The 22,019-nt window shown below is 30.7% G+C and carries 20 protein-coding genes; 5 read left to right on the top strand and 15 right to left on the bottom strand.

Features of this window, described 5'->3' with window-relative positions:
- Window positions 1–9: 9 nt before the first annotated feature.
- The 6 genes from hypD to JEY78_RS03320 form a co-directional block, all read right to left on the bottom strand.
- A complete protein-coding gene (gene hypD / locus JEY78_RS03345) occupies window positions 10–1,095 on the bottom strand; it encodes a hydrogenase formation protein HypD (RefSeq protein ID WP_291846741.1) in 1,086 nt (361 codons plus the stop codon).
- A gap of 150 nt (window positions 1,096–1,245) precedes the next feature.
- Window positions 1,246–3,501, bottom strand: coding sequence for a carbamoyltransferase HypF (gene hypF / locus JEY78_RS03340; RefSeq protein ID WP_291846739.1), 2,256 nt, complete (start codon window positions 3,499–3,501; stop codon window positions 1,246–1,248).
- 31 nt (window positions 3,502–3,532) lie between these two features.
- Window positions 3,533–4,060, bottom strand: a complete 528-nt coding sequence (locus JEY78_RS03335) for a hydrogenase maturation protease (protein WP_291846737.1) — start codon at window positions 4,058–4,060, stop codon at window positions 3,533–3,535.
- A 74-nt stretch (window positions 4,061–4,134) separates the two neighbouring features.
- The gene (cybH, locus tag JEY78_RS03330) at window positions 4,135–4,857 is read right to left on the bottom strand and encodes a Ni/Fe-hydrogenase, b-type cytochrome subunit (RefSeq protein ID WP_291846735.1); all 723 of its coding nucleotides are present in this window, start codon (window positions 4,855–4,857) and stop codon (window positions 4,135–4,137) included.
- A 10-nt stretch (window positions 4,858–4,867) separates the two neighbouring features.
- Entirely contained in the window at window positions 4,868–6,598 is a 1,731-nt protein-coding gene (locus JEY78_RS03325) for a nickel-dependent hydrogenase large subunit (RefSeq protein WP_291846733.1), read from the bottom strand.
- 11 nt (window positions 6,599–6,609) lie between these two features.
- Window positions 6,610–7,734 carry a hydrogenase small subunit gene (locus tag JEY78_RS03320; protein WP_291846731.1) on the bottom strand — a complete coding sequence of 375 codons (1,125 nt, stop codon included), beginning with the start codon at window positions 7,732–7,734 and terminating at the stop codon, window positions 6,610–6,612.
- Between the two features lie 241 nt (window positions 7,735–7,975).
- Here JEY78_RS03320 and JEY78_RS03315 point away from each other — a divergent pair, with 241 nt between their 5' ends.
- The 3 genes from JEY78_RS03315 to JEY78_RS03305 all read left to right on the top strand — a co-directional run bounded on the left by JEY78_RS03315 (window position 7,976) and on the right by JEY78_RS03305 (window position 9,535).
- Window positions 7,976–8,317 carry a hydrogenase maturation nickel metallochaperone HypA gene (locus tag JEY78_RS03315; protein ID WP_291846730.1) on the top strand — a complete coding sequence of 114 codons (342 nt, stop codon included), beginning with the start codon at window positions 7,976–7,978 and terminating at the stop codon, window positions 8,315–8,317.
- A 12-nt stretch (window positions 8,318–8,329) separates the two neighbouring features.
- A complete protein-coding gene (gene hypB, locus JEY78_RS03310) occupies window positions 8,330–9,163 on the top strand; it encodes a hydrogenase nickel incorporation protein HypB (RefSeq protein WP_291846729.1) in 834 nt (277 codons plus the stop codon).
- Between the two features lie 117 nt (window positions 9,164–9,280).
- On the top strand, window positions 9,281–9,535 hold the full coding sequence (locus JEY78_RS03305) for a HypC/HybG/HupF family hydrogenase formation chaperone (RefSeq protein ID WP_291846728.1): 255 nt from the start codon (window positions 9,281–9,283) through the stop codon (window positions 9,533–9,535).
- A 121-nt stretch (window positions 9,536–9,656) separates the two neighbouring features.
- On the opposite strand, the gene JEY78_RS03300 is transcribed toward JEY78_RS03305, so the two are convergent.
- From JEY78_RS03300 to JEY78_RS03290, 3 genes are all read right to left on the bottom strand, one after another.
- Window positions 9,657–10,184 carry a thioredoxin family protein gene (locus tag JEY78_RS03300; RefSeq protein WP_291846727.1) on the bottom strand — a complete coding sequence of 176 codons (528 nt, stop codon included), beginning with the start codon at window positions 10,182–10,184 and terminating at the stop codon, window positions 9,657–9,659.
- Window positions 10,185–10,214: 30 nt separating this feature from the next.
- Window positions 10,215–11,732 (bottom strand): 2,3-bisphosphoglycerate-independent phosphoglycerate mutase, encoded by a 1,518-nt coding sequence (gene gpmI, locus JEY78_RS03295; RefSeq protein WP_291846725.1) that lies wholly within the window; start codon window positions 11,730–11,732, stop codon window positions 10,215–10,217.
- 178 nt (window positions 11,733–11,910) lie between these two features.
- A complete protein-coding gene (locus JEY78_RS03290) occupies window positions 11,911–12,681 on the bottom strand; it encodes a M48 family metalloprotease (protein ID WP_291846723.1) in 771 nt (256 codons plus the stop codon).
- 101 nt (window positions 12,682–12,782) lie between these two features.
- On the opposite strand from JEY78_RS03290, the gene JEY78_RS03285 reads away from it, so the two are divergent.
- Both JEY78_RS03285 and JEY78_RS03280 read left to right on the top strand, forming a co-directional pair.
- Window positions 12,783–14,531, top strand: coding sequence for an aromatic amino acid hydroxylase (locus JEY78_RS03285; RefSeq protein ID WP_291846722.1), 1,749 nt, complete (start codon window positions 12,783–12,785; stop codon window positions 14,529–14,531).
- A gap of 65 nt (window positions 14,532–14,596) precedes the next feature.
- Window positions 14,597–14,908, top strand: coding sequence for a rhodanese-like domain-containing protein (locus JEY78_RS03280; protein ID WP_291846720.1), 312 nt, complete (start codon window positions 14,597–14,599; stop codon window positions 14,906–14,908).
- Window positions 14,909–14,959: 51 nt separating this feature from the next.
- Here the strand turns inward: JEY78_RS03280 and JEY78_RS03275 are convergent, their stop codons facing one another.
- The 6 genes from JEY78_RS03275 to JEY78_RS03250 form a co-directional block, all read right to left on the bottom strand.
- The gene (locus tag JEY78_RS03275) at window positions 14,960–15,967 is read right to left on the bottom strand and encodes a hypothetical protein (protein ID WP_291846718.1); all 1,008 of its coding nucleotides are present in this window, start codon (window positions 15,965–15,967) and stop codon (window positions 14,960–14,962) included.
- Between the two features lies 1 nt (window position 15,968).
- On the bottom strand, window positions 15,969–16,652 hold the full coding sequence (locus tag JEY78_RS03270) for a DUF6498-containing protein (protein WP_291846717.1): 684 nt from the start codon (window positions 16,650–16,652) through the stop codon (window positions 15,969–15,971).
- 74 nt (window positions 16,653–16,726) lie between these two features.
- The gene (locus JEY78_RS03265) at window positions 16,727–17,377 is read right to left on the bottom strand and encodes a response regulator transcription factor (protein ID WP_291846716.1); all 651 of its coding nucleotides are present in this window, start codon (window positions 17,375–17,377) and stop codon (window positions 16,727–16,729) included.
- A gap of 51 nt (window positions 17,378–17,428) precedes the next feature.
- Entirely contained in the window at window positions 17,429–18,850 is a 1,422-nt protein-coding gene (locus JEY78_RS03260; RefSeq protein WP_291846715.1) for a sensor histidine kinase, read from the bottom strand.
- Window positions 18,851–19,334: 484 nt separating this feature from the next.
- Complete coding sequence (locus JEY78_RS03255; RefSeq protein ID WP_291846714.1) at window positions 19,335–19,853, bottom strand: hypothetical protein; 519 nt, start codon at window positions 19,851–19,853, stop codon at window positions 19,335–19,337.
- 74 nt (window positions 19,854–19,927) lie between these two features.
- Window positions 19,928–21,817 carry a PQQ-binding-like beta-propeller repeat protein gene (locus JEY78_RS03250; RefSeq protein WP_291846712.1) on the bottom strand — a complete coding sequence of 630 codons (1,890 nt, stop codon included), beginning with the start codon at window positions 21,815–21,817 and terminating at the stop codon, window positions 19,928–19,930.
- Between the last annotated feature and the right edge of the window lie 202 nt (window positions 21,818–22,019).

Raw genomic sequence — 22,019 nt, 5'->3', positions numbered from 1 at the left:
TTTAACTAATTATAAATTGTTTGAAAAATGATAATATGCTGCGCACGCTCCTTCCGAAGATACCATTGGAGCGCCTAACGGATTAGCTGGCTTGCAAGCTTTTCCAAATTGCTCACATTCATGAGGCTTTTTAATTCCTCTTAAAATTTGGCCAGCAATACAATTCGGATTTTCAGGTACCTTTATGTTACTGATATCAAACTTTGCTTCAGCATCATATTTTCTATATGCTTCTTTAATAACATATCCGCTATTTGGAATTTCACCTATACCGCGCCATTCTCTATTGCCAATTTCAAATATTTTATTAATAACATTAATGGCTGCAATATTCCCCTCTTCTTTTACAATGCGAGAATATTGATTTTCTAGTTTGTATTTTCCTGCTTCCAACTGTTTTACAGCCAAATAAATACCTTGAACCAAATCCAACGGTTCAAAACCAGTTACTACAATTGGAATTTTATATTTCTCCACTAACGGATTATATTCTTTAGTTCCCATAATTGCACAAACGTGACCTGCGCCTAAAAAAGCATCAATTGTACAGAATTTATCATCTAAAATAGCTTCCATTGCTGGCGGCACCAACACATGAGATGCTAAAATTGAATAATTTGAAATTCCTTCTTTTTCAGCATGTAAAACCGATAAAGCATTTGCGGGTGCAGTAGTTTCAAATCCAACAGCGAAAAATACAACTTCCTTATCTGGATTTTCTTTTGCAATAGAAACTGCTTCAATGGGTGAATATAAAATGCGTAAATCGCCACCCAACGCTTTGGCTTCTAATAAGCTTTTTTTACTTCCCGGAACACGAATCATATCGCCAAACGAACACACAATTACACCTTTTTCTAACAACTCTATCGCTTTGTCAATTAAGTTTAAAGGTGTAACACAAACGGGGCAACCCGGGCCATGAATCATGCGCACTTTTTCAGGTAATAATTCTAAAATACCGTTTTTTACTAAACTATGCGTTTGACCTCCGCAAATCTCCATAATGTTCCACTCACGCGTTGTAATTTTGTGAATTTCATCTAAGATTTTCTTAGTTTCTTCTAAATTTCTGTATTCACTTAAATACTTCATTTCTATGTTTTTTTGCACCTATCATAAAGGCATTTAATAAGTTTTAAAAAGGGTCATTCTCAATTTATTTCAGAATCTCATCAAACTTACAACCAATGATTATGAGAACCTGAAACAAGTTCAGGTTGACGTAAATTATATTTTTTAAATCTATTTTAATTTTATTTTCAAATAATACATGATTTGTCCAAAGGAAATATTTTCATCGTTTGGTGATAATTCTCTATGAAAATACAATTTAATTTCTTTTGGAGCTAATTCTAAAAGCATATCTACCAAAGTTGTGTTTTGAAAAACACCTCCACTGCAAGCAATATATTTAAAATGGTGTTTTTTAGCCATTTTTAAAATGGAAGTTGCCAACGTAAATAAAAAATTAGCAATAATATTTGCTGTTGAATTTTCTTGTTGAATATCTTTATATACTGCCGAAATTATTTTATTAGCAGAAATAACATCCGTTGAATTTAAATAGTTTTTACAGTTTTTTAAATTATAATTGTCAATTGAATTTTCCAATAAAATAGCGGCTTCACCTTCGTAGGAATTATAATCAGAAATATTTAATAAAGAAGCAACGGCGTCAAATAATCTCCCGACCGAAGATGTTTTAAGTTGATTATTTTTCTTTAAATAACTATAATTTTTTAATTCAGTTGATGTGAATTTTTGTACTAAAACGTCATTCATTTCTTCTGAAGCCAGCGAAAACAAAGATAAACGAGGTTCTTTGGACATTTTATCGCCTAACAACCAATTAAAGTTTTCAATATGTCCAATTCTGTCAATAGAATTATTTGAATAAATAAAGAATTCTCCGCCCCAAATTTGTGCATCATCACCAAAACCAGTGCCATCAAAAACAACACCTAATACTTTTTCTTTAAATAAATGATGTTCTCCTAAAATTGCTGCAAAATGTGCTTTATGATGTTGAATTTCAATAATTTTAGCATTCGTTTTTTGAGCCAATTCTTTGCCAAATTGCGAACTTTGATACAACGGATGTTTATCCACTAAAATAACTTCTGGTTGTTGTTCAAATATGTTTATAAATGAGTTTACTTCCGAAGAAAACCGATTGTAAACATCAAAATTTTCTAAATTCCCAATATACTGACTTATATATAAAAAACTATTCGGATAATATGCAAAACTACTTTTTAAATCGGCGCCCATAGCCAATATTTTTTCTTCAGATTGAATATCAATATTCATATAATTTGGCGCAAAACCTCGTGAGCGCCTAAACATAGTTTTTTGTTGAAACTTTGCGCTCAATTTCACTAAAGAATCATCTTGTGGATGTGTAATTTTTAAATTATGTTGTAAAAAATAGTCAGCTACTTGTTTTAATTTTTCAAATGCTTCATTATTTTCGCAAATAATTGGTGATCCATGAATATTTCCGCTGGTTGCAACAATGGGAAAACTTAATTCATTTGCCAATAACTGTAAAATACCTGTATAAGGTAACATTACACCAAGTTGTTTTAGGTTTGGAGCAATTGTATTTAAAGCTAAATTTCCAGTGTAGTTTTTTGATGAAATTATAGTAATTGGACTTTCCGTTGAAGTAAGTGATTCCTTTTCGTTTTGGCTAATTTCAACTTCTTTTTGAAGTTTCTCCAGCGACGGGAATAATACTGCAAACGGTTTTTTTGGACGATGTTTTTTTTCTCTTAACTTTTGAATAACATTTTTATTTTCGGCATTGCAACAGAGTAAATAACCACTTGTGTTTTTAATAGCAACAATATTTCCTTCAGAAAGTAAAAAGGCAACACTATTAAAAATAGTATCTTTTGAAGTTTCAACTGTTTTTCCCTCAGCATTTATTAAAACTAAATCAATTCCACAGGTTGAACACGTATTTGTTTGCGAATGAAATCTTCTATTGATTGGATTTGTGTATTCTTCCATACAATCAACACACATTGGAAATTCATCAATATTTGTATTACTTCTTTCAAAAGGAAAATTTTCTGTAATTGCATATCTAGGGCCGCAATTTACGCACGTTGTGAAAGGATAATTGAAACGTTTGTTCTTTGGATTTTTGATTTCATTTTTACAGTCATCACAAATGGCAAAATCAGGTGTTAATGGTAAGTTTAATTTTCCGCCTTTTTCACTAGGAATTATTTTAAAACCTTCAAATTTTCGACTTTCAATTTCTTCAATTAAACTGTTTTGAATGTTGGAAGCTGGCGGTGGAAAATTTATTAATTTTTTATAAAAGGCAGATATATTTTGCGGTTCTCCACAAGCAAAAATCAATACTCCGTATTCATTGTTTGAAACCGTACCTTTTAAATTGAATTTTATAGCCAACATATAAACATATGGCCGAAAACCTACACCCTGAACTTGTCCGGAAACTCTAATTTTATAGGTTTTAACCATTTAATTTATAGCTTTATAGGTTACTATAAATTTACACTTTTTTTAGGTGAAGTGCTTCTGAATGGCTTAAAATATTATCAATAATTTCAGGAATACAGGCTCTAACTTTGTCGTTTAAATCTATAGTCATAGGATTTAATTCTTTAATAGAAACTGTAAATAAATGAATATCAGGAATATGATCCATTAAATACACTGCTTCAATCATATCTTTTAAACCAACATCATGAACACTTAATGCGGAAGGAAAATCCGATGCGAATTTTGGACGAATAAGAGAAATTGTTCCAGCTGGTTTTCCATCCATAGTTGCATCCACAAAAATGATGGTTTTATAGGCTTCAAAACAATTCAGCAATAAAAAACCACCTGTTCCGCCATCTAAAATATCAACATATTCAGGTAGTTCAATTTTACTCATTTCCTGAATAATATGCACGCCAATCCCTTCATCACCCATTAAATAATTGCCAACACCCATGACTAAAATACTGTTGGATTTGTCTTTTTCAAAAAAATAGGAATCGCTGCTAATGGCAACTGGAGTTCTTTCGTTCATATATTTTCAAATTTTAAAAAGCAAATTCATTTTATTTGAAATAGTGATAAAATGAATTTACTTTTAAGAATGTATTATTTTTTATTTTCTTCTGGAATATCTTCGTGATGTTTAATTCTATCTTCTCGTACAAATTTAAAGCCTCCAAACATTGAAGAAACTTCGCCACGACCTTCTAACCAATCGTGATAAAAAACTAAATACACGTGTACTAAACTAAATAAAATGAATGTCCACATTGCAACATGATGAATGGTGCGAACCATAAAATCACCTCCAAACAATGGAACTACCCACGAAAATAATTTTGGCAACCACCAACCTGAAGTATCTGCATACAACGCAAAACCAGTACATATTTGAATTATTGCTATAAAAAACATCACTAAATAAGATAACGTTGCAACACTATTATGACCAACGCTAATATCTTTAATATTTGGATGATCTTCATTTAAGAGCATTACATCTATTTTAACAACGTGCCAAAAGTTATTCCAATTCTTTTTACTGAATGGCCAAAAAGCACGCCAACTAGCAAATTGATTTCCCACAAACGACCAATAAATTCTCATTATCATAATAAAAAGAAAAATATAAGCAGCTACAAAATGTATAAAACGAACGATTCCGAACGAGTGTAAATTTGTAGCTTCAGCGTTTGACAATAATGCCGGTGGATTTGCAATTAAAAAACCTGTAATACACAGCACAATAATAGCAAGCACATTTAACCAGTGAAATAAACGCACTGGGAGTTCCCAAACCATGACTCTTATAAATTTTTTTGCTTCCATAGTTTACGTTTTAACTTTCACAACTTGCAATATTTTGAACTTGCGAAATATGATTTCCATGTTCATCATATAAATGCACAGCACAAGCAATACAAGGGTCAAAAGAGTGGATAGTTCTTATAATTTCTAACGGTAATTCTGGGTCTGCAACAGGTGTTCCTATTAGGCAAGATTCATAAGCAGAACGTTGTCCTTTTGGATCACGCGGTGAAGCATTCCAAGTACTTGGTACCACTTGTTGATAATTTTCAGTTTTACCATCTTTAATTTTAATCCAATGCGCTAATGCACCACGAGGAGCTTCCATAAATCCAACTCCTTTAGCTTCAGAAGGCCAAGTTGAAGGTTCCCAACTGTCCATATTTGCCATACGTTCGTCTCCATTTTTAATGTTAGTCATTAAAGTATTGTAGAATTCCATGGTCCAATTAGCCACTAATTGTGTTTCAATTCCACGAGCAGCAGTTCTTCCTAATGTTGAAAATAATGCATCAACAGGCACGTCCAAATGAGTTAATGCTCCATTTACAGCATCTTGAATTTCTTTATTTCCACGTCCGTAACCGACTAATAAACGTGCTAAAGGTCCAACTTCCATTGGTAAACCTTTCCAACGTGGTGTTTTAATAAAACTGTATTTTTCCTCCACATTTAAAAACTCATATGGTGGTTTTGGTCCTGAGTATTTAATGTTAGTTTCACCATCCCAAGGATGTTTTCCTTTATCATCACCATCAGAATAATTGTACCATGAATTATTTACAAATTCTTCAATATCACCATTTCTATGGTCTACCTCATGTATTTTTGATAAATCGCCATTTAAAATAACTCCCGAAGGGAATTTAAAACTAGATAAATCTGCGTAACCATTAGTTGGGAAATCACCATAACTCATATAATTTCCAAATCCTTTACCAATAGCTCCCCAATCTTTGTAGAAAGAAGCAATGGCTAATAAATCTGGAATATACACTTGTTCAATAAAATCTTTTCCGTCTTGTAACAACTTTCCTACGTATGCAAGTCTTTCAGCATTTAAACCTCCAGCGCCATCAGAATTAATAGCACAAGCCATTCCACCAACTAAATAATTTGGATGTGGATTTTTACCTCCAAAAATGGTATGTACTTTTACAATTTCTTTTTGCCAATCTAACGCTTCTAAATAATGTGCCACCGCTAATAAATTTACTTCAGCAGGCAATTTCATTTGTGGATGTCCCCAATAGCCATTGGCGAAAATTCCAAGTTGACCGCTTTCAACAAATTTTTGAATTCTTTTTTGAATATCAGAAAAATAACCAGGTGAACTTTTTGGCCATTTTGAAATACTTTGCGCTAAGGCTGAAGTTTGAGCAGGATCCGCTTTTAAACAGTTTACAACATCTACCCAGTCTAATGCATGCAAATGATAAAAATGTACGGCGTGATCGTGCATATACAAAGCACCTTCCATAATATTACGAACCATTTCGGCGTTTGGAGGCACTGCAATTCCTAAAGCATCTTCTACAGAGCGAACTGAAGCAAGTGCATGAACGGTTGTACAAACACCACAAGTACGTTGTACAAATGCCCAAACATCACGCGGATCTCGGCCTTTAACAATTTGTTCAATACCTCTAACCATGGTACTTGAGCTAAAAGCATCTACTATAATACCATCTTTTATTTCTGCTTCTATTCTTAAATGACCTTCTATACGTGTAATTGGGTCAACTACTATTCTATTTGCCATTGTTATATGTTTTAAGACTCAATATTTTTTTCGTTATCCTTACCTCTGTTAATTCTATCCATTAACTCTTTTCGTTTAGAGATATTTGCAGCTATAGCGTGCACTGCAATTCCACCGGCTAAAACACCAGCAGCTACTTTTCCAACGGTATCAGCATTAGATTCTACTGCAAATCCAGGCATTTTAGTTGTTCTTTCGTAGAAAGGTCCGTTATCCCAGAAATCTTCTTCACTACAACCAATACATCCGTGACCAGATTGAATAGGATAGCTTACACCATTATTCCATTTTATAGTTCCACAAGAGTTGTAAGTCATTGGCCCTTTGCAACCTAATTTATATAAGCAATAGCCGTTTTTTGCATTTTGATCATCAAAAGTTTCGGCAAATAAACCAGCATCATAATAAGGTCTTCTGTAGCAAGAGTCATGAACACGTTTTGCGTAAAATGCTTTTGGTCTTCCTAATCGATCTAATTTTGGTAAGCGACCAAATGCAACTACGTGTACAATAATCCCAGCCATTACTTCACCAATTGGTGGACAACCAGGAACTCTAATTATTGGTTTGTTTTTTACAATTTTATGAATTGGAGTCGCGCCTGTTGGATTTGGTTTTGCTGCCTGAACACAACCGTTTGAAGCGCAACTTCCCCAAGCAATAATAGCTTTTGCTCCTTCGGCCGCTTCTAAAAATGCATCTTTAGCAGATTTTCCAGCAATACAGCAATAATTTCCGTCATCTCCCATTGGAATTGAACCTTCCACACATAAAATATATTCACCATGATATTTTTTCATGGTTTCTTGTTTTGCTGCTTCTGCTTGATGACCAGATGCAGCCATTAGTGTTAAGGTATAGTCTAATGAAATTTTATCTAAAATAATATCAGCAACAATTGGGTGATTTGACCTGATAAATGATTCACTGCAACACGTGCATTCTTGGTAATGTTCCCAAATAACAGGCAATCGAGGCGTTTTTTCTAAAGATTGTGCTATTTGTCCCACCATAGAATTTTCTAACCCCATAAAAGCGGCCATATAAGTGGAAAACTTCATGAAATCTCTACGGCTATAACCTTGTTTTATGATGCTTTCATAATAGGTTTTGCGTTGTTCATTATTGTTAGACATAAGTAAAAATTTAAATAATAAAAAGACTTTTTATGTAGTTTGTTTCTTTAAGTGAAAAGAACCTATCTAATTTACAATATTATTTGATTAAAACAAGTGTAACTACCTAATTTAGAATGTTTTAAAATAAGACTGCACAATCCTTAATAGTAACAATTGTTACAGTGGTTTTTTACTGATGATTATCATAGGGTTTCTTTTTATATATTTTGTAACTTTGAGAGTAAATCGTTTAATACTCATGCACGAATTATCCATTGCTTTAGGAATTGTGAAAATTGCAGAAGATGAAACTGCAAAAGCGAAGGCTAAAAAGGTGACAAAAATTGAATTAGAAATTGGTGTTTTGGCTGGTATTGAAATTGATTCATTAAATTTTGTTTGGAGTTCTGCGGTGCAAGACACCGTACTTGAAAATGCAGAAAAAGAAATTCATGTGATTGATGGAGTTGGAAAATGTATAGATTGTGATACTGAGTTTGCAATGGAAAACATTCATGATTGCTGCCCAAATTGTGGTAGTAATTTTAAAGGAATTTTAAAAGGAAAAGAGTTAAAAGTTAAAACGTTAGAAGTCATTTAAATTTATAAAATTATGTGTGGAACTTGCGGCTGTGGATCAGATAATGAGGGTCCAACAATTTTAAAACCTGGAGAACATAAACATTCACATGAAGAACGTCACCATCATCACGGTGAACATTCTCATACTCATGATGATGATCACCACCACCATCATGATGGACATTCACATGCGCATGCGCATTCTCATGACCATAAACACAAAGTATTAGAGATTGAGCAGGATATTTTAAATAACAATGCATTGTTAGCTGCTAGAAATAGAGGATATTTTGAGGCTAAACATATTTTTGCTTTGAATTTGGTAAGTTCACCGGGCTCTGGAAAAACATCTATTTTAGAGCGAACTTTAGCCGATTTAAAAAATGAAATAATGTTTTATGTGATTGAAGGTGATCAACAAACAATGAATGATGCCAATAGAATTGATGCATTACAGATTCCCGTTGTTCAAATAAATACAGGTAAAGGCTGTCATTTAGAAAGTGATATGGTGTATGAAGCTGTTAAAAAGCTGGAAATGAAAGATAACTCGGTTTTAATGATTGAAAATGTGGGGAATTTGGTGTGTCCTTCAATGTTTGATTTAGGCGAAAGCAAACGGGTGGTAATTATCAGTACTACCGAAGGTGAAGACAAGCCCATAAAATATCCGGATATGTTTCATACAGCAGATATTTGCATCATCAATAAAATAGATTTATTACCATATGTAAATATTGATGTTCAAAAATTGAAAGAGTATGCTTTAAAAGTGAATCCAAATTTGGAGTTTTTTGAAGTTTCCGCTACAAAAGGAGATGGAATGGAAGCTTGGTATAAATGGTTGAAAGAAAATTTAGTTTAGGTAGTTTAAATTTTGCGTTAGCGATTGAAGTGGCATCCTTTTTTGGAGTGCAACGAAGAAAAAGATAGAACGAAAAGCGCGACCCGAAAGGGAACGCCCAAATAATATTAAATAATTATGTGTTTATCAATACCAGGAAAATTAATAGCAATAACATCGCAATTAGATGAAACTTTTAGAGTTGGAAAAGTATCGTTTGATGGGGTTATAAAAGAAGTAAGTTTAACATTGGTTCCTGAAGCGAATGTTGGTGATTATGTGTTGGTTCATGTAGGTGCAGCAATTTCAACTATTGATGAAGAGGAAGCTAAAAAAACTTTTGAATTATTAAAACAATTAGATGAACTTCATGAATTAGATAGTGATGATTGAATAGATTTTAACTGAAGATCTATGAAGGATTATTTTAGTTAGCTTTAAAATATGCTATACATAAAAAAGCGTTTATGAATAACTTAAACATAAACGCTTTTAAATAAAATATAATTATTAATTACTCTTGGTAAGAGTGTTTATAAGGTTCTCCGCTTACAATTTTCAGAATATCTTTTTCAACAGTTTCTCTTGGATATTCAACAAAACGCCCAATTTCTTTTCCATTTTTATAAAAAATAAAAGTTGGTACACGAACAATATCAAAACCTTCTTGTAAATTATCGGGAGTAGATTTGCTTCTGTTTACAGTGACTAATTGTAAGTTTTTATAATTGAAATTAGCAGCATCTAATATTTTATAAAATACTGGAGTTTGTTGCTGACTATCACCACACCAAGTTCCCATAAATGCTTTTATAGTTACTTTGTTAAGTTGTGGTTTTAATTTTTCAATTATTTCAGTATTTAAAGTATAGCTATCATAATTTGGTTGAAACCAAGAATTATAAGGCGCAACATTAAAACTTTCTTTAGTTGCTATTCCAACTAAATTACCGGAAGCATCTTTAGTGGCGTTCACGATATTCTTTTTTGATGAACAACTAAACGCACTTACGATGAAAACTAAAAGCAACAATTTTTTCATATTATAAAATTTAAGTTGAAATATATAAAATTAAAGTAATGAATGTCTACTCATTGCTTTTGGTTGTTCAACACCCATTAACTCTAAAATAGTTGGCGCAATATCACCTAAAACACCATCTTTTACAGTTTTTAAATCTTTATCTACTAAAATAAAAGGAACAGGATTTGTTGTGTGTGCTGTGTTTGGTGAACCATCAGGATTTATCATTGTTTCACAGTTTCCGTGATCGGCAATAACCAACGTAGTATAATTATTTTCATTGGCAGCTGTAATTACATCTTTCACACATTCATCAACGGCTTCACAAGCTTTTATAGCCGCTTCCATAACACCTGTATGTCCAACCATATCACCATTTGCAAAATTTAAACACACAAAATCAACCTCACCTTTTTGCAATTCAGGAATAATTGCATCACGAATTTCAAAAGCACTCATTTCAGGTTGTAAGTCGTATGTTGCAACTTTTGGAGATGGGCATAATAAACGTTTTTCACCAACAAACTCTTGCTCTCTTCCTCCAGAAAAGAAGAAAGTTACGTGTGGATATTTTTCAGTTTCAGCAATTCTAATTTGTTTTTTTCCTGCTTTTTCTAAAACTTCACCTAAAGTATCAACTAAATTATCTGTATTATAAATTACATTAATCCCTTTGTAGGTTTCATCGTAATTAGTAATTGTAACATAATGAAGCGGTAATGTTTTCATACCAAATTCTGGGTAATCTTGTTGAGTAAGCACCTCTGTTAATTCACGTCCTCTGTCCGTTCTGTAGTTAAAGAAAATTACAACATCATCAGCTTTTATTTGTGCTTTTGGAGTTCCATCCGCATTGGTCATAATAATTGGCTTAATAAACTCATCGGTAACATTTTCCGCATAACTTTTCTCAATACTTTCAATGGCATTTGTAGATTTTACTCCAACAGCATTTACCATTGCATCGTAAGAAATTTTAACTCGTTCCCAACGTTTATCTCTATCCATTGCAAAATATCTTCCAGTAATTGTTGCCAATTCACCAGTAGTTTTTGCCATGTGCTCTTGAACGTCATTTATAAAGAATTTTCCTGATTTTGGATCGCAATCTCTACCATCAGAAAATGCATGTAAAAATACATTTTCAGCATTATTTTCAGCGGCAACGTCTAGCAATCCTTTTAAATGACCTATATGAGAGTGGATACCACCATTAGAAACCAATCCTAATAAATGTATGTTTTTGTTGTTTTCTTTTGCATATTTAAGTGCGTCTAACAAAACTTTTTCTTGTCCTAAGGTTTTATTTTTAACGGCCATGTTAATTCTAACTAAGTTTTGGTAAACAATTCTGCCGGCTCCTAAATTCATATGTCCAACTTCACTGTTTCCCATTTGTCCATCAGGTAAACCAACATGTTCACCATCTGTACGTAAACTTGCGTTTGCATATGAATTGTACAAACTATCTATATATGATGTTTTTGCATTAAAAATTGCTGAAACTTTTGGGTCTTGTGTAATTCCCCATCCATCTAAAATCATTAAAATTACTTTCTTATTCATTCTAAAATATATTTAATTTTGAGTGTCAAATATACGAAGTATTCAACTTAAGAGCCTTATTTTTAGGTCTTAAATTCTACTTAAAATTACTAAAACGATTGCGGAAAAAAGGAAATGCAGAAAGCTGAAAGGTAAAAATAATCTGAATAGAAAATCTTTTGTAAAACAGCAATTAGTTTTACTTTTTATATTTTTCTATGGCTTCCTTAATTTTCTCAATTCTATTTTCAGGATCAGGGTGTGTACTCATTCTTTCAGGAGTTTTGTTTGGTCCAGCATCGGCTTTTAAAATTTCCATGACACCAATTAACTCCATTGGGTTGTATCCTGCATCAATCATAAATCTAACACCTAACTCATCACTTTCTAATTCATCATCTCTACCATAACTCATATTTATAACATTTGCCAAAGCAGCTGCACCTTGTGCGGTATTTGGATCAATACCAACTGCTACTCCATTAACTACGGCCTCTGTAAAACCTTGTTTGGCCATGCGTTCAGCAGAATGTCTGCCAACTACGTGTCCAATTTCGTGCCCTAATACTCCGGCCAATTGATCTTCATTTTCTAATTTTGAAAATAGAGCGTAGGTTATAAAAATTTGTCCGCCAGGAAGTGCAAAAGCATTTATTGTTTGTGGATCTTTTAATAAATGAAAATCGTATTGGTAATTGGTTTGTTTAGCAACGCTATTATTTACTAATTTTTGACCAACCATATCAACAAATTGTTGATATTTTTGATCAGGATATAAACCACCATGTTGCTGTGCCATTTCTGGTGCAGATTGTAAACCTATGGCAATTTCATCTTCAGTAGAAATTGAAATATGTTGCTTTTTACCAGTAAATTCATTTACTTCACTGTTGGAATAGTATTTAAAAACTCCAAACAAAATAATTGCAGCACCTATTAATAGTTTTATTTTTGAATTTCCCCTTCTCATTTTTTTAGTTAAAGTATAAATGTAAATATACAATGTAAAATTTTTATGAACAACACTACTAGATTTGAAAAAATTGTAACTTACCCAAATAATTTATTTTTATGACTCAGCGTTTTGTTTTTAATGAAGTTACAAAAAGGCTTCCAAAGCATTTACATCCATTTATTGTGAAGCAACCATACAGTGAATATACTGCCCAAAACCAAGCGGTTTGGAGATATGTGATGCGTTTGAATATAGATTATTTAAGTAAAGTGGCACATGAATCTTATATTTTGGGATTAAAAAAAACAGGAATTTCTGTAGATCGTATTCCTGAAATGGAAGGGATGAACCGCATTTTAAAAGATATTGGTTGGGCAGCAGTTTCTGTTGATGGCTTTATTCCACCAAATGCTTTTATGGAATTTCAAGCCTATAATGTTTTGGTGATTGCTTCTGATATTAGAACTATAAATCATATAGAATATACGCCGGCACCAGATATTATTCATGAGGCTGCTGGTCATGCTCCAATTATTGCAAATCCTGAATATGCTGAATATTTAAGACGTTTTGGTGAAATTGGCAGTAAAGCTATTTCTTCAGCAAAAGATTATGAAATGTATGAAGCTGTTAGATTACTTTCTATTTTAAAGGAAGATCCAAATTCTACGGAAGAGAGTATTGAAAATGCCCAGAAAATTGTTGAAGAGTTGCAAAATACTATGGGCGAATTGTCTGAAATGGCTCAAATTAGAAATTTACATTGGTGGACGGTAGAATATGGGTTAGTTGGAGAGCTTCATAATCCAAAAATTTATGGAGCTGGTTTATTATCATCCATAGGAGAAAGTAAAGAATGTTTGACGAATAAAGTTGAAAAATTACCATATTCTATACAGGCTGCAACTCAAAATTTTGATATTACAAAACAGCAGCCACAATTATTTGTAACTCCAGATTTTGCGCATTTAAGTTTTGTTTTAGAAGAATTCGCAAATAAAATGGCCTTAAGAAAAGGTGGTTTAACGGGTGTTAAAAAATTAATTGATTCTTCAAATTTAGGAACTATTGAGTTGAGTACTGGAATTCAAATATCAGGAATTTTCACAAATGTGATTTCAGATGAAAATAACAATCCAGTTTATATTCAAACAACAGGTCCAACAGCTTTGGCAACTAGAGATAAAGAAATTATTGGTCATGGTACAACATTTCATTCTGAAGGGTTTGGCAGTCCAATAGGAAAGTTAAAAGGAATTAATTTGGCTATTGAAGATATGTCTCCAAAAGATTTAGAAGTTTATGGAATATATGAAGGTAAAAAAACAGTATTATTGTTTGAAGGAAATATAAAAGTTGAAGGAGAAGTGATTACTGGGAAAAGAGATTTAAAAGGTAAAATAATTCTAATTTCTTTTAAAAATTGTTCGGTTACACATTATAATAACTATTTATTTAAACCAGAATGGGGAATATATGATATGGCAGTTGGGAAAGAAATAATTTCTGCATTTTCCGGACCAGCCTCTGTAGTTTCTTTTCCCAATTTCGGAAAGGTTTCGGAAGAAAAAACACATAAAATTAAGTATTCAGAAAACGAGTTAAATCTTCATAAAATGTATGATGAAGTTGCTTGTATGCGGAATGGAAATGTTGATGTTGATCGCGTGAAAATACTATTTGGAATTTTAAGAAAAATGTATCCAAATGATTGGCTTTTACCTTTAGAAATGTATGAATTATTACATAAAAGCAACTCAGATTTATCCACTGAAATTTACAATTATTTAACACAATTAAAAGATAATGAGCGGTTTATGTATTTGATTGAAAACGGGTTAAAGCTTATTTTAAGAAACAATTAGTAACAGGTGTTACCATATTTCTAATATTATAACTTATATTTGCGCAAAATTTAAAATAGTTTAAGATGAGTTTTTTCGGATTATTTGGTGGTGGTAACGAAGGTTCCTCAATTGAAGAATATTTAAAAGAAGGCGCTGTTGTAATTGATGTTAGAACAGCTGAAGAATTTGCAAGTGGCCATGTAAATGGTTCTAAAAACATGGTGTTAAATACAATTCCAACGAAGGTGAAAGAAATTAAAGCTTTCAACAAAAAGGTAATTGCAGTATGCAGAAGTGGCGCAAGAAGTGGTCAGGCAACATCATTTTTAAAGCAACAAGGTATTGATGTAATTAATGGAGGTCCTTGGCAAAATGTAGCTAAATTTGTAAAGTAATAGTAACAATTAATTAATAAAAAAAGAGAAGCATTTTGCTTCTCTTTTTCATTAATAATCACTTTTTCTTCTTCGCTTTAAAATTTTATATAGGATTAAAAATAGTATTAATCCAATTACTAATGGAATTCCATAAAACATAAAATAGTAAATTCCATCAATAATAAAGTTTCCAACCCCTTTAACTTTATAAGGATTTTTTAATGAAATTTCAGTGTATCCGATAGTGGTTTTTTCAGTGGAAAAAGCATCAATTTCTTGAAATAAATAATTGCTTTTTGCTATAATTTCTTCAAAATTAAAATCATCAATTTTTCTATTATAAATTAGAATAAAGTTATCATCTGGTTGAACCCCATAATTTGCTAATTTAAAATGTAGTGTTTTATTAGATGGATTAAAATATAGTTGTGAGGGCGCAATACCTTTTATATCAGCAAGGTTAATATCATCTTTTAGTTGCGCATAAAAGTCACCATTTTCAATGGGCGATTTCCAAATGGAACCTGTTTCAATTAAATAAATAAAGCCGTTTTTATATTCTTTATTATATCCTTGCAAAATTTGCGCATTATTGGTGTTTACAATAAAATGAACTGTGAAATTTATTAATTGTTTAGGAGGAAATGTTATTTCCCAAACATACCAATTGTTATTATTTAAAGGTAATTTTAATAAAGGTATTTCTTGCTGATGAATACTGCCTTTAATCTTATATAAATCATCAAAAACTACTTGGTTTAGGTGCGATTGATAATTTTTAGAAGGAAAAACCGTATTTATTGGATAACCAACTTTTATAGTAAGTGGAGTATTAGTTGTATTTAAGAAATTGTAAACACCTTTTACAACTGCAAAACCCTTGTATAATTGTATATGTATAGATTCGGATTGCATTTGTATTTTTTTATATGCTATAGAATCTTCAGGGTATAATAATTGAAATGAACCACTTCCACCAGCATTCCAAATACCTGGTTGTGCAGTATTAGAAAGTAAGGTGGAATAAAGGATGAAGATTCCGATAATTGCGATTGTATTTTTTAGGAATTTTCTCATATTAAATGATAGGTTTTTCATTACCATCTAAAATATTATTTGTTGGGTTTGCAATAAAATAAATTTCTATTAGCGTTCTGAAAATAATTAAAATAATAGCAACGACAGTTATTCCAGAAGAAAAAACGATAAAAAAACCACTAACTATTACTGTAAATTGCTGCACAAATATCCTTATATAAGGCTCTGTAAAAATTTTGTTTAAAGAACTTGTTTCGTATTTTTTTGGAATAATAAAATTAAAGACATAGTCGGCAAAATTATAGGCAGTAATTGAAATTAATACAAAGGTTATTCCTTTGTATGTAAGTACATATTTTATATTTTCTAAAATGTTAAATGCCTCTTTTATATTATTGTCTGTAATAGTTAAAAATGCAAATACAAATATGAGTTGAATGGCAATAAAAAATGAAAAGTGAACTATAAAGAATAGGATAAGAGAGTAGTTGGAATAAGAAGGGTTTTTTTCTTTTTTATTGCCAAATGAAATTATAGTGTACATTTTAAATACATATACAACACCAACAATAGCTGTTTCTAAAAAATATGCGGTAACAATTGTTAATGGATCTACTTTTCCAATAATTAAAAGGTAAAGTAAAAAAAGTGCATTTAAATAAACAAATGAATTTTGTTTAGTAGGAACATGTTTTTTTAAATTAAAACTATTCATTTTTTTCATAACTTTTGGTTTCCACTTTTAATCAAAAATCTTTAAAAATTAAAAACCAATCAATACGACAAATGCCTTATTTTTTATATAAGTTTATGTTTTTGTGCCATAATAACGGCTTCCATTTTGTTATGTACTTGTAGTTTTTTGTAGATGTTTTCAATATGCTTTCTAACTGTTGAAGGTGAAATAATTAAATTATCGGCAATTTCATTGTAATTTAATCCTTTGCTTAACTGCTCTAAAATATCGGTTTCTCTATTGGTAAGTGTTAATTTTTCGGCCTCTGAACTATTTTCAATTGTAAATGGGTTTCGCAATAAATTTAATGTTTTAAGAGCAATACTTGGCGTCATTGGAGCGCCTCCACTTACAACTTCTAAAATGCATTTATGTAAATTTTCTGCATCAATTTCTTTTAATAAATAACCATTTGCGCCTGCCTTTATTGCATTAAAAATATTTTCGTCATCATCAAAAACAGTGAGCATAATTATTTTAATATGTGGATATTTAGATTTTACAATTTCTGTTGCGGTAATGCCATCCATTTCAGGCATTTGAATATCCATTAAAATCACATCAATATTATGATTTACTTCTAATTTTCCAATTAATTCTGCACCATTATTACCTTTAAATTTATAATCTAAATCATTGAAAAATGATAATTTTTCTATAACTGATTTTGCTAAAAAACTATTGTCTTCTGCAATGGCTATTTTTAAAGTCATAATATTAATTTTTTTAGTATTTGTAAATCTAGCTAGAAATACTTTTTGAAACTATACGGCATTTGTCTTATTTTTAGGGCATATTATTTTAATAGACGTTCCTTTGTTTGGTTCAGAATTTATAAAAATTTCACCTCCAATTTCAAGAATTCTACGTTGCATATTTTCCAAACCGTTGCCAAGTTCTATGGTGTTTTTGTCAAAGCCTTTTCCGTTGTCTTGTATTTCAAAAGCAATAGTATTTTTATTTTCTGAAATTTTTATATTAATTTCAGTTGCTTCGGCATATTTTAAGGTATTGTTAATAGCTTCTTGAAAAACTCTAAATATGTTCATGCCTTTTATGGAGGAAAAAACAATTTTACTTGTTACCATGTTTTCAATACTAAAATGAATATTTTCTGAAACTGATTTTGCTTTTTCAATGAGCGATAAAGTTCTGCTATAAAAATCTTCAAAAGTAATTTCATTTTTATTCATTGCCCAAATAGTATCTCTTAATTGTCCAATTGTTGAGCTTGCGAACTGATTAATTTCAGATAATTTGTTTTTAAGTTTTTCATTTGTTGCGTCAGTTAAAAACTTTAAATTATCTATAGATGAAATTATAAAGGTTAATTGAGAACCAATATTATCATGTAAATCACGAGAAATTTGTAGTCGTTGATCTTGTAATTTACTATATGTTTGCGCTTCTTTTAGTTGAAGTTGATTTTTATATTCTCTTTTTTTATGTTGTTGGCGTTTATATAAGCCTAAAGAAACTATTGAAAATATTAAAAGGCCAGAGCCTAAAAGCAAGGCATATAAATTTTTATTTTTTATCTCTAATTCACTTTTTAATATTTGCTCCTTTTGTTGTGCAATTTCTTTTTCTTTTTTTTCGGTTTCAAATTCAATTTGTAATTCAGCAACACGTGTATTAATTTGGATATTAGTTGTACTATCTTTTAAAGTTTGAAATATTTTGTTGTAGTTAAAAGCATTTTTATAATCGTTTAATTCTAAATAACACTGCGTAATTAATTCTGCACAATATTTTTCTAAGTGTTGGTATTTATATTTTTTAGCTAAATCGCCACTTTTTTTAAAATTTTTAATGGATTCTTCATATTTCTTTTCGGCAAAATTTATATCTCCAATATGTGTATAACTAACAGCAATTCCATAATTATCATTCAATTTTTGTCTAATAGTTAGCGAACTATCAATATATTTTTTTGCAATATTAAATTTTTTAAGTTCAGAAAAAGTATCTGCAAGATTGGCATACCCGTAGCCTAAACCAACATTATCTTTTAATTGTTTTTTTAAAACCAAAGATTTTTTATGATAGTATAAAGCGCTATCTGCATTTTTATTTAATAAGTGTAGCGTGCCATAATTATCATAAATAGGATCAATTAAAGTAATATCTTTTGTAGACTCAATTAATTTAATGCTCATTCGCATATAGTAAAAAGCCTTATCCATATCATTTCTTTTTATGGAATATCCTAATTGACCATAAGCTACACCGGCTTTTAAAGTTTCGCCTAAATTTTCATAAATTTTAATAGCTTTTAATATATAATCAATTTTTTGGTCGCTTTTATCTTTATAGGCGCTTATTTGACTTAATTTGAAATAAATTTCGGCTAATGAAAGGCTGTCGTTTAGCGTAATTGCTAAATCTTTTCCAGAATTAATTAGCTGCTCAGATTTTGAGATATTACCAACAAATTTATCGTATGGAATTGCAACAATTACCTGAAGTTGTTTTGGTTTTTATAAATTTTCAAGAGATAATTTAAGACTGTCAATGTATTGATTGTTTTGGGAAATAGCACAAACCCAAATCAATAAAAAAATAAAGAGGAATTTTAATTTCATATGATGTTATTGAGCAATTTAATTTGAAAAATAATAATAATTTCACAAATTAAAAAATCAATAATAAAATGGATTTTTTGAAATGTTAATTGTAAAATCTATAATATTCAATTAAAGCTTCAGCTCTTTCTAATTTATCTTTAGGTATTGGAACTCTTACCTCATCAAAAGTATCACCTTTTCGCGTTCGCCAGGCAATTTCAATTTCTAACAACAATAACTGATTTTCAGTCTTGATTATATTCATATCCTTTATCCATTTTTTAGGAGTGAACAAGTCTATTTTTTTATCATTAATTTTTACGTATTCAGAATAAAATACAACTGTTGACAAGCTGTTTGTTGTCTTTAAATACGTAGTTGTAAATTTATTTCGAAGCCAAGGAATTAAAAAGGCAAAAGGAATTACAAATACACAAGCTATTAAAAAAGTGGTATTCCGAGCTAACATTAAAAAAGGGATTCCCCCAATTAAAATAGCAAAACCAAAGTAAATATTATCTTCTTTTTTTAGTGTTTTAGCTTTCTCAATAAAATAATTCCATTCTATTGGAGAAAATTCCCAAGTTTCTAAAAAGTTATTGGATGATTCTGAAGTTTTCAAATTAAATTATTTTAAAAAATGAAAAGACCGCTTCAATTATTGTAGATTATTGAAAACGGTCTTTTAAAAAAATATTATTTTAAATTGTAAGCATTTATAGTACTATTATCTGCTTTGTAATATAAAAACCCTTCAAATTCATCAATTTGATATTCAGGTTTTTTGTCGTTCAATATTATTTCTTTTGCAACTTTACCTGTATTCTTGTCTACCTTTACCAATCCAACGCCATCGTCTAATTTGGTTAAAATAAATTGTGAATTTTCAGTGGCTGAAGTTGCTTTAAACCTTTTAGACATTACATCAAAAGAGGTGCTTCTAATGGCGGCAAACATATCGGCAGCTCTTTTGTTTTCTTTACCATAATCATTATAATTACTTAAATCGTTAGAACTTCCATAAGAGTTTGTTCTATTCATTCCTGCTTTTGCTGCATGCGCCATTGCCAATCCGGTTGATGCTACTGCTACAACTCCTGCCAATACTTTTATAAACCCACTTTGTGATGGAGATTTAAAATACTCTTGATATAGTTGTTTTCCGTCCACTCCTAAAAGTGCCATATTTTGAGAAGAACTTAAAAATATATTTCCATTTTTCATTTCCATGGTATTTGCAACTTCTTTTTCATCAAATTTTACATTTGCTAATTCGTTTATATCGCTTGTGTTCGCGTCAATAGCAAAAATGGTTCCATCTGCAGCTATTAAATACCTATTTTTAGCACTGTCATAGGTTGATGCAACAGCTGCAGAATTTTTGTATTTTAAAGGTTTTTTCCAAACCTGGTCACCTGTTTTTAAATTTACAATATTAGCATCTTCACTTGTTATGTAAATAAGACCTTGCGGAGTCTCAGCCATTGTCATAATATTTTCACCAGTTTTTAAAGGTTTTTTAAATAGCGTATTTCCATCAAATGAAATTTTGTTAATTCCTCCTTGTTGAATTCCAAATAAAATTCCATCGTCTTGTACATAAAAATGTTGTACAAATCCTTTTGTTTTTGGTGCTTTTTCCCATAAATCTTCTCCACTATTAGCACTTAAAAAAGCAATTTCAGATTCTTCAGCAGCAACTTTATCACTAACAACTGCTAGCCCTTGAGGTAAGATTTGGAAATTTGAAACATTACCTTGTACTTTTCGGTCATCTTTCCATAATTCTGCACCATCTTTACTAATTTTATGAATTCTTGTATTTTTTCCGTTTGTGGTGGTTTCAAAACCATAAATTTCTTGTTCTGATTCATCTGCTACCATCCAGTTTACACCTTTTATTTTGCATTCCCATAAATCATCTCCTTTGTGAGATTTTGCAATTAATCCTTGTGCAGTAGGAATTATTATAAAGTTTTTTAATAAAAGAGGCATTCCTGTTACGCTAAAATCTCTTGCAATACCAACTCTTCCCGGCTTGTCTAAAAAGAAACTATAGTCTAATTTTCTTGAATTTAAATCGTAAATAGCAACTTTTGGAGTTATTTTTTCGAATTTATCTCCTTCTTTTTGAATACCGCTAACAATTAATTTATTTTGTGGTAATACAATATTGCAGGTGTAAATTTGGTTCCAATTATCATTTTCAGAGTTAAAAATAACATCTCCATTTATATAATCAATAACTGCTCGTTTTGTTTTAGTAATTCCAGCAAATTTGGAGTTAGCCCCTTGTGAAACAATTATATAAGGCGAGCCTGGTATAAATTCAGTTTCTTCAGGTTTTAATTGCCCAAAAGTGTTAAATACAAATACTGGTTCGTTTTGCGTTGGTCTAATTCCTGTTAAACCATCATTTGTTGCCACTACCAAAACACCTCCAACGGTAAGAGTCATTTCGTTTATTTTTGCACCTAAATCATAAGTAGTATGTGGTGTTTCAGATTTTTGTGCCACTATTGAAATTGTACTGAAAAGAAGTACAAGTATCAAAATGTTCTTTAAATTAAAATAGTTTAATTTCATAATTAATAATTTTTTTAAATTTTGCGTGATATGTAACCAAAAGTCTTGTAAATATTGACTTTAAACAATACGGCATATGTCGTATTTTTTTAAAATCTCAAAAATTATAAGAGAATAATTAAGGATGTTACTGCAATTAAAACTCCTATAATTAACATTGAAAGAATACTAGTACGTTTTATATTGGTATAATACTTCCTAA

Source organism: Lutibacter sp., assembly GCF_016342705.1.
GTDB lineage: Bacteria > Bacteroidota > Bacteroidia > Flavobacteriales > Flavobacteriaceae > Lutibacter.
This window is presented reverse-complemented; position numbering and strand designations above follow the sequence as displayed.

Excerpts from the sequence above, each read along its gene's own strand:
- hypD (WP_291846741.1), bottom strand. The coding sequence starts at position 1,095 with ATGAAGTATTTAAGTGAATACAGAAATTTAGAAGAAACTAAGAAAATC.
- hypF (WP_291846739.1), bottom strand. The coding sequence starts at position 3,501 with ATGGTTAAAACCTATAAAATTAGAGTTTCCGGACAAGTTCAGGGTGTA.
- JEY78_RS03335 (WP_291846737.1), bottom strand. The coding sequence starts at position 4,060 with ATGAACGAAAGAACTCCAGTTGCCATTAGCAGCGATTCCTATTTTTTT.
- cybH (WP_291846735.1), bottom strand. The coding sequence starts at position 4,857 with ATGGAAGCAAAAAAATTTATAAGAGTCATGGTTTGGGAACTCCCAGTG.
- JEY78_RS03325 (WP_291846733.1), bottom strand. The coding sequence starts at position 6,598 with ATGGCAAATAGAATAGTAGTTGACCCAATTACACGTATAGAAGGTCAT.
- JEY78_RS03320 (WP_291846731.1), bottom strand. The coding sequence starts at position 7,734 with ATGTCTAACAATAATGAACAACGCAAAACCTATTATGAAAGCATCATA.
- JEY78_RS03315 (WP_291846730.1), top strand. The coding sequence starts at position 7,976 with ATGCACGAATTATCCATTGCTTTAGGAATTGTGAAAATTGCAGAAGAT.
- hypB (WP_291846729.1), top strand. The coding sequence starts at position 8,330 with ATGTGTGGAACTTGCGGCTGTGGATCAGATAATGAGGGTCCAACAATT.
- JEY78_RS03305 (WP_291846728.1), top strand. The coding sequence starts at position 9,281 with ATGTGTTTATCAATACCAGGAAAATTAATAGCAATAACATCGCAATTA.
- JEY78_RS03300 (WP_291846727.1), bottom strand. The coding sequence starts at position 10,184 with ATGAAAAAATTGTTGCTTTTAGTTTTCATCGTAAGTGCGTTTAGTTGT.
- gpmI (WP_291846725.1), bottom strand. The coding sequence starts at position 11,732 with ATGAATAAGAAAGTAATTTTAATGATTTTAGATGGATGGGGAATTACA.
- JEY78_RS03290 (WP_291846723.1), bottom strand. The coding sequence starts at position 12,681 with ATGAGAAGGGGAAATTCAAAAATAAAACTATTAATAGGTGCTGCAATT.
- JEY78_RS03285 (WP_291846722.1), top strand. The coding sequence starts at position 12,783 with ATGACTCAGCGTTTTGTTTTTAATGAAGTTACAAAAAGGCTTCCAAAG.
- JEY78_RS03280 (WP_291846720.1), top strand. The coding sequence starts at position 14,597 with ATGAGTTTTTTCGGATTATTTGGTGGTGGTAACGAAGGTTCCTCAATT.
- JEY78_RS03275 (WP_291846718.1), bottom strand. The coding sequence starts at position 15,967 with ATGAGAAAATTCCTAAAAAATACAATCGCAATTATCGGAATCTTCATC.
- JEY78_RS03270 (WP_291846717.1), bottom strand. The coding sequence starts at position 16,652 with ATGAAAAAAATGAATAGTTTTAATTTAAAAAAACATGTTCCTACTAAA.
- JEY78_RS03265 (WP_291846716.1), bottom strand. The coding sequence starts at position 17,377 with ATGACTTTAAAAATAGCCATTGCAGAAGACAATAGTTTTTTAGCAAAA.
- JEY78_RS03260 (WP_291846715.1), bottom strand. The coding sequence starts at position 18,850 with ATGGATAAGGCTTTTTACTATATGCGAATGAGCATTAAATTAATTGAG.
- JEY78_RS03250 (WP_291846712.1), bottom strand. The coding sequence starts at position 21,817 with ATGAAATTAAACTATTTTAATTTAAAGAACATTTTGATACTTGTACTT.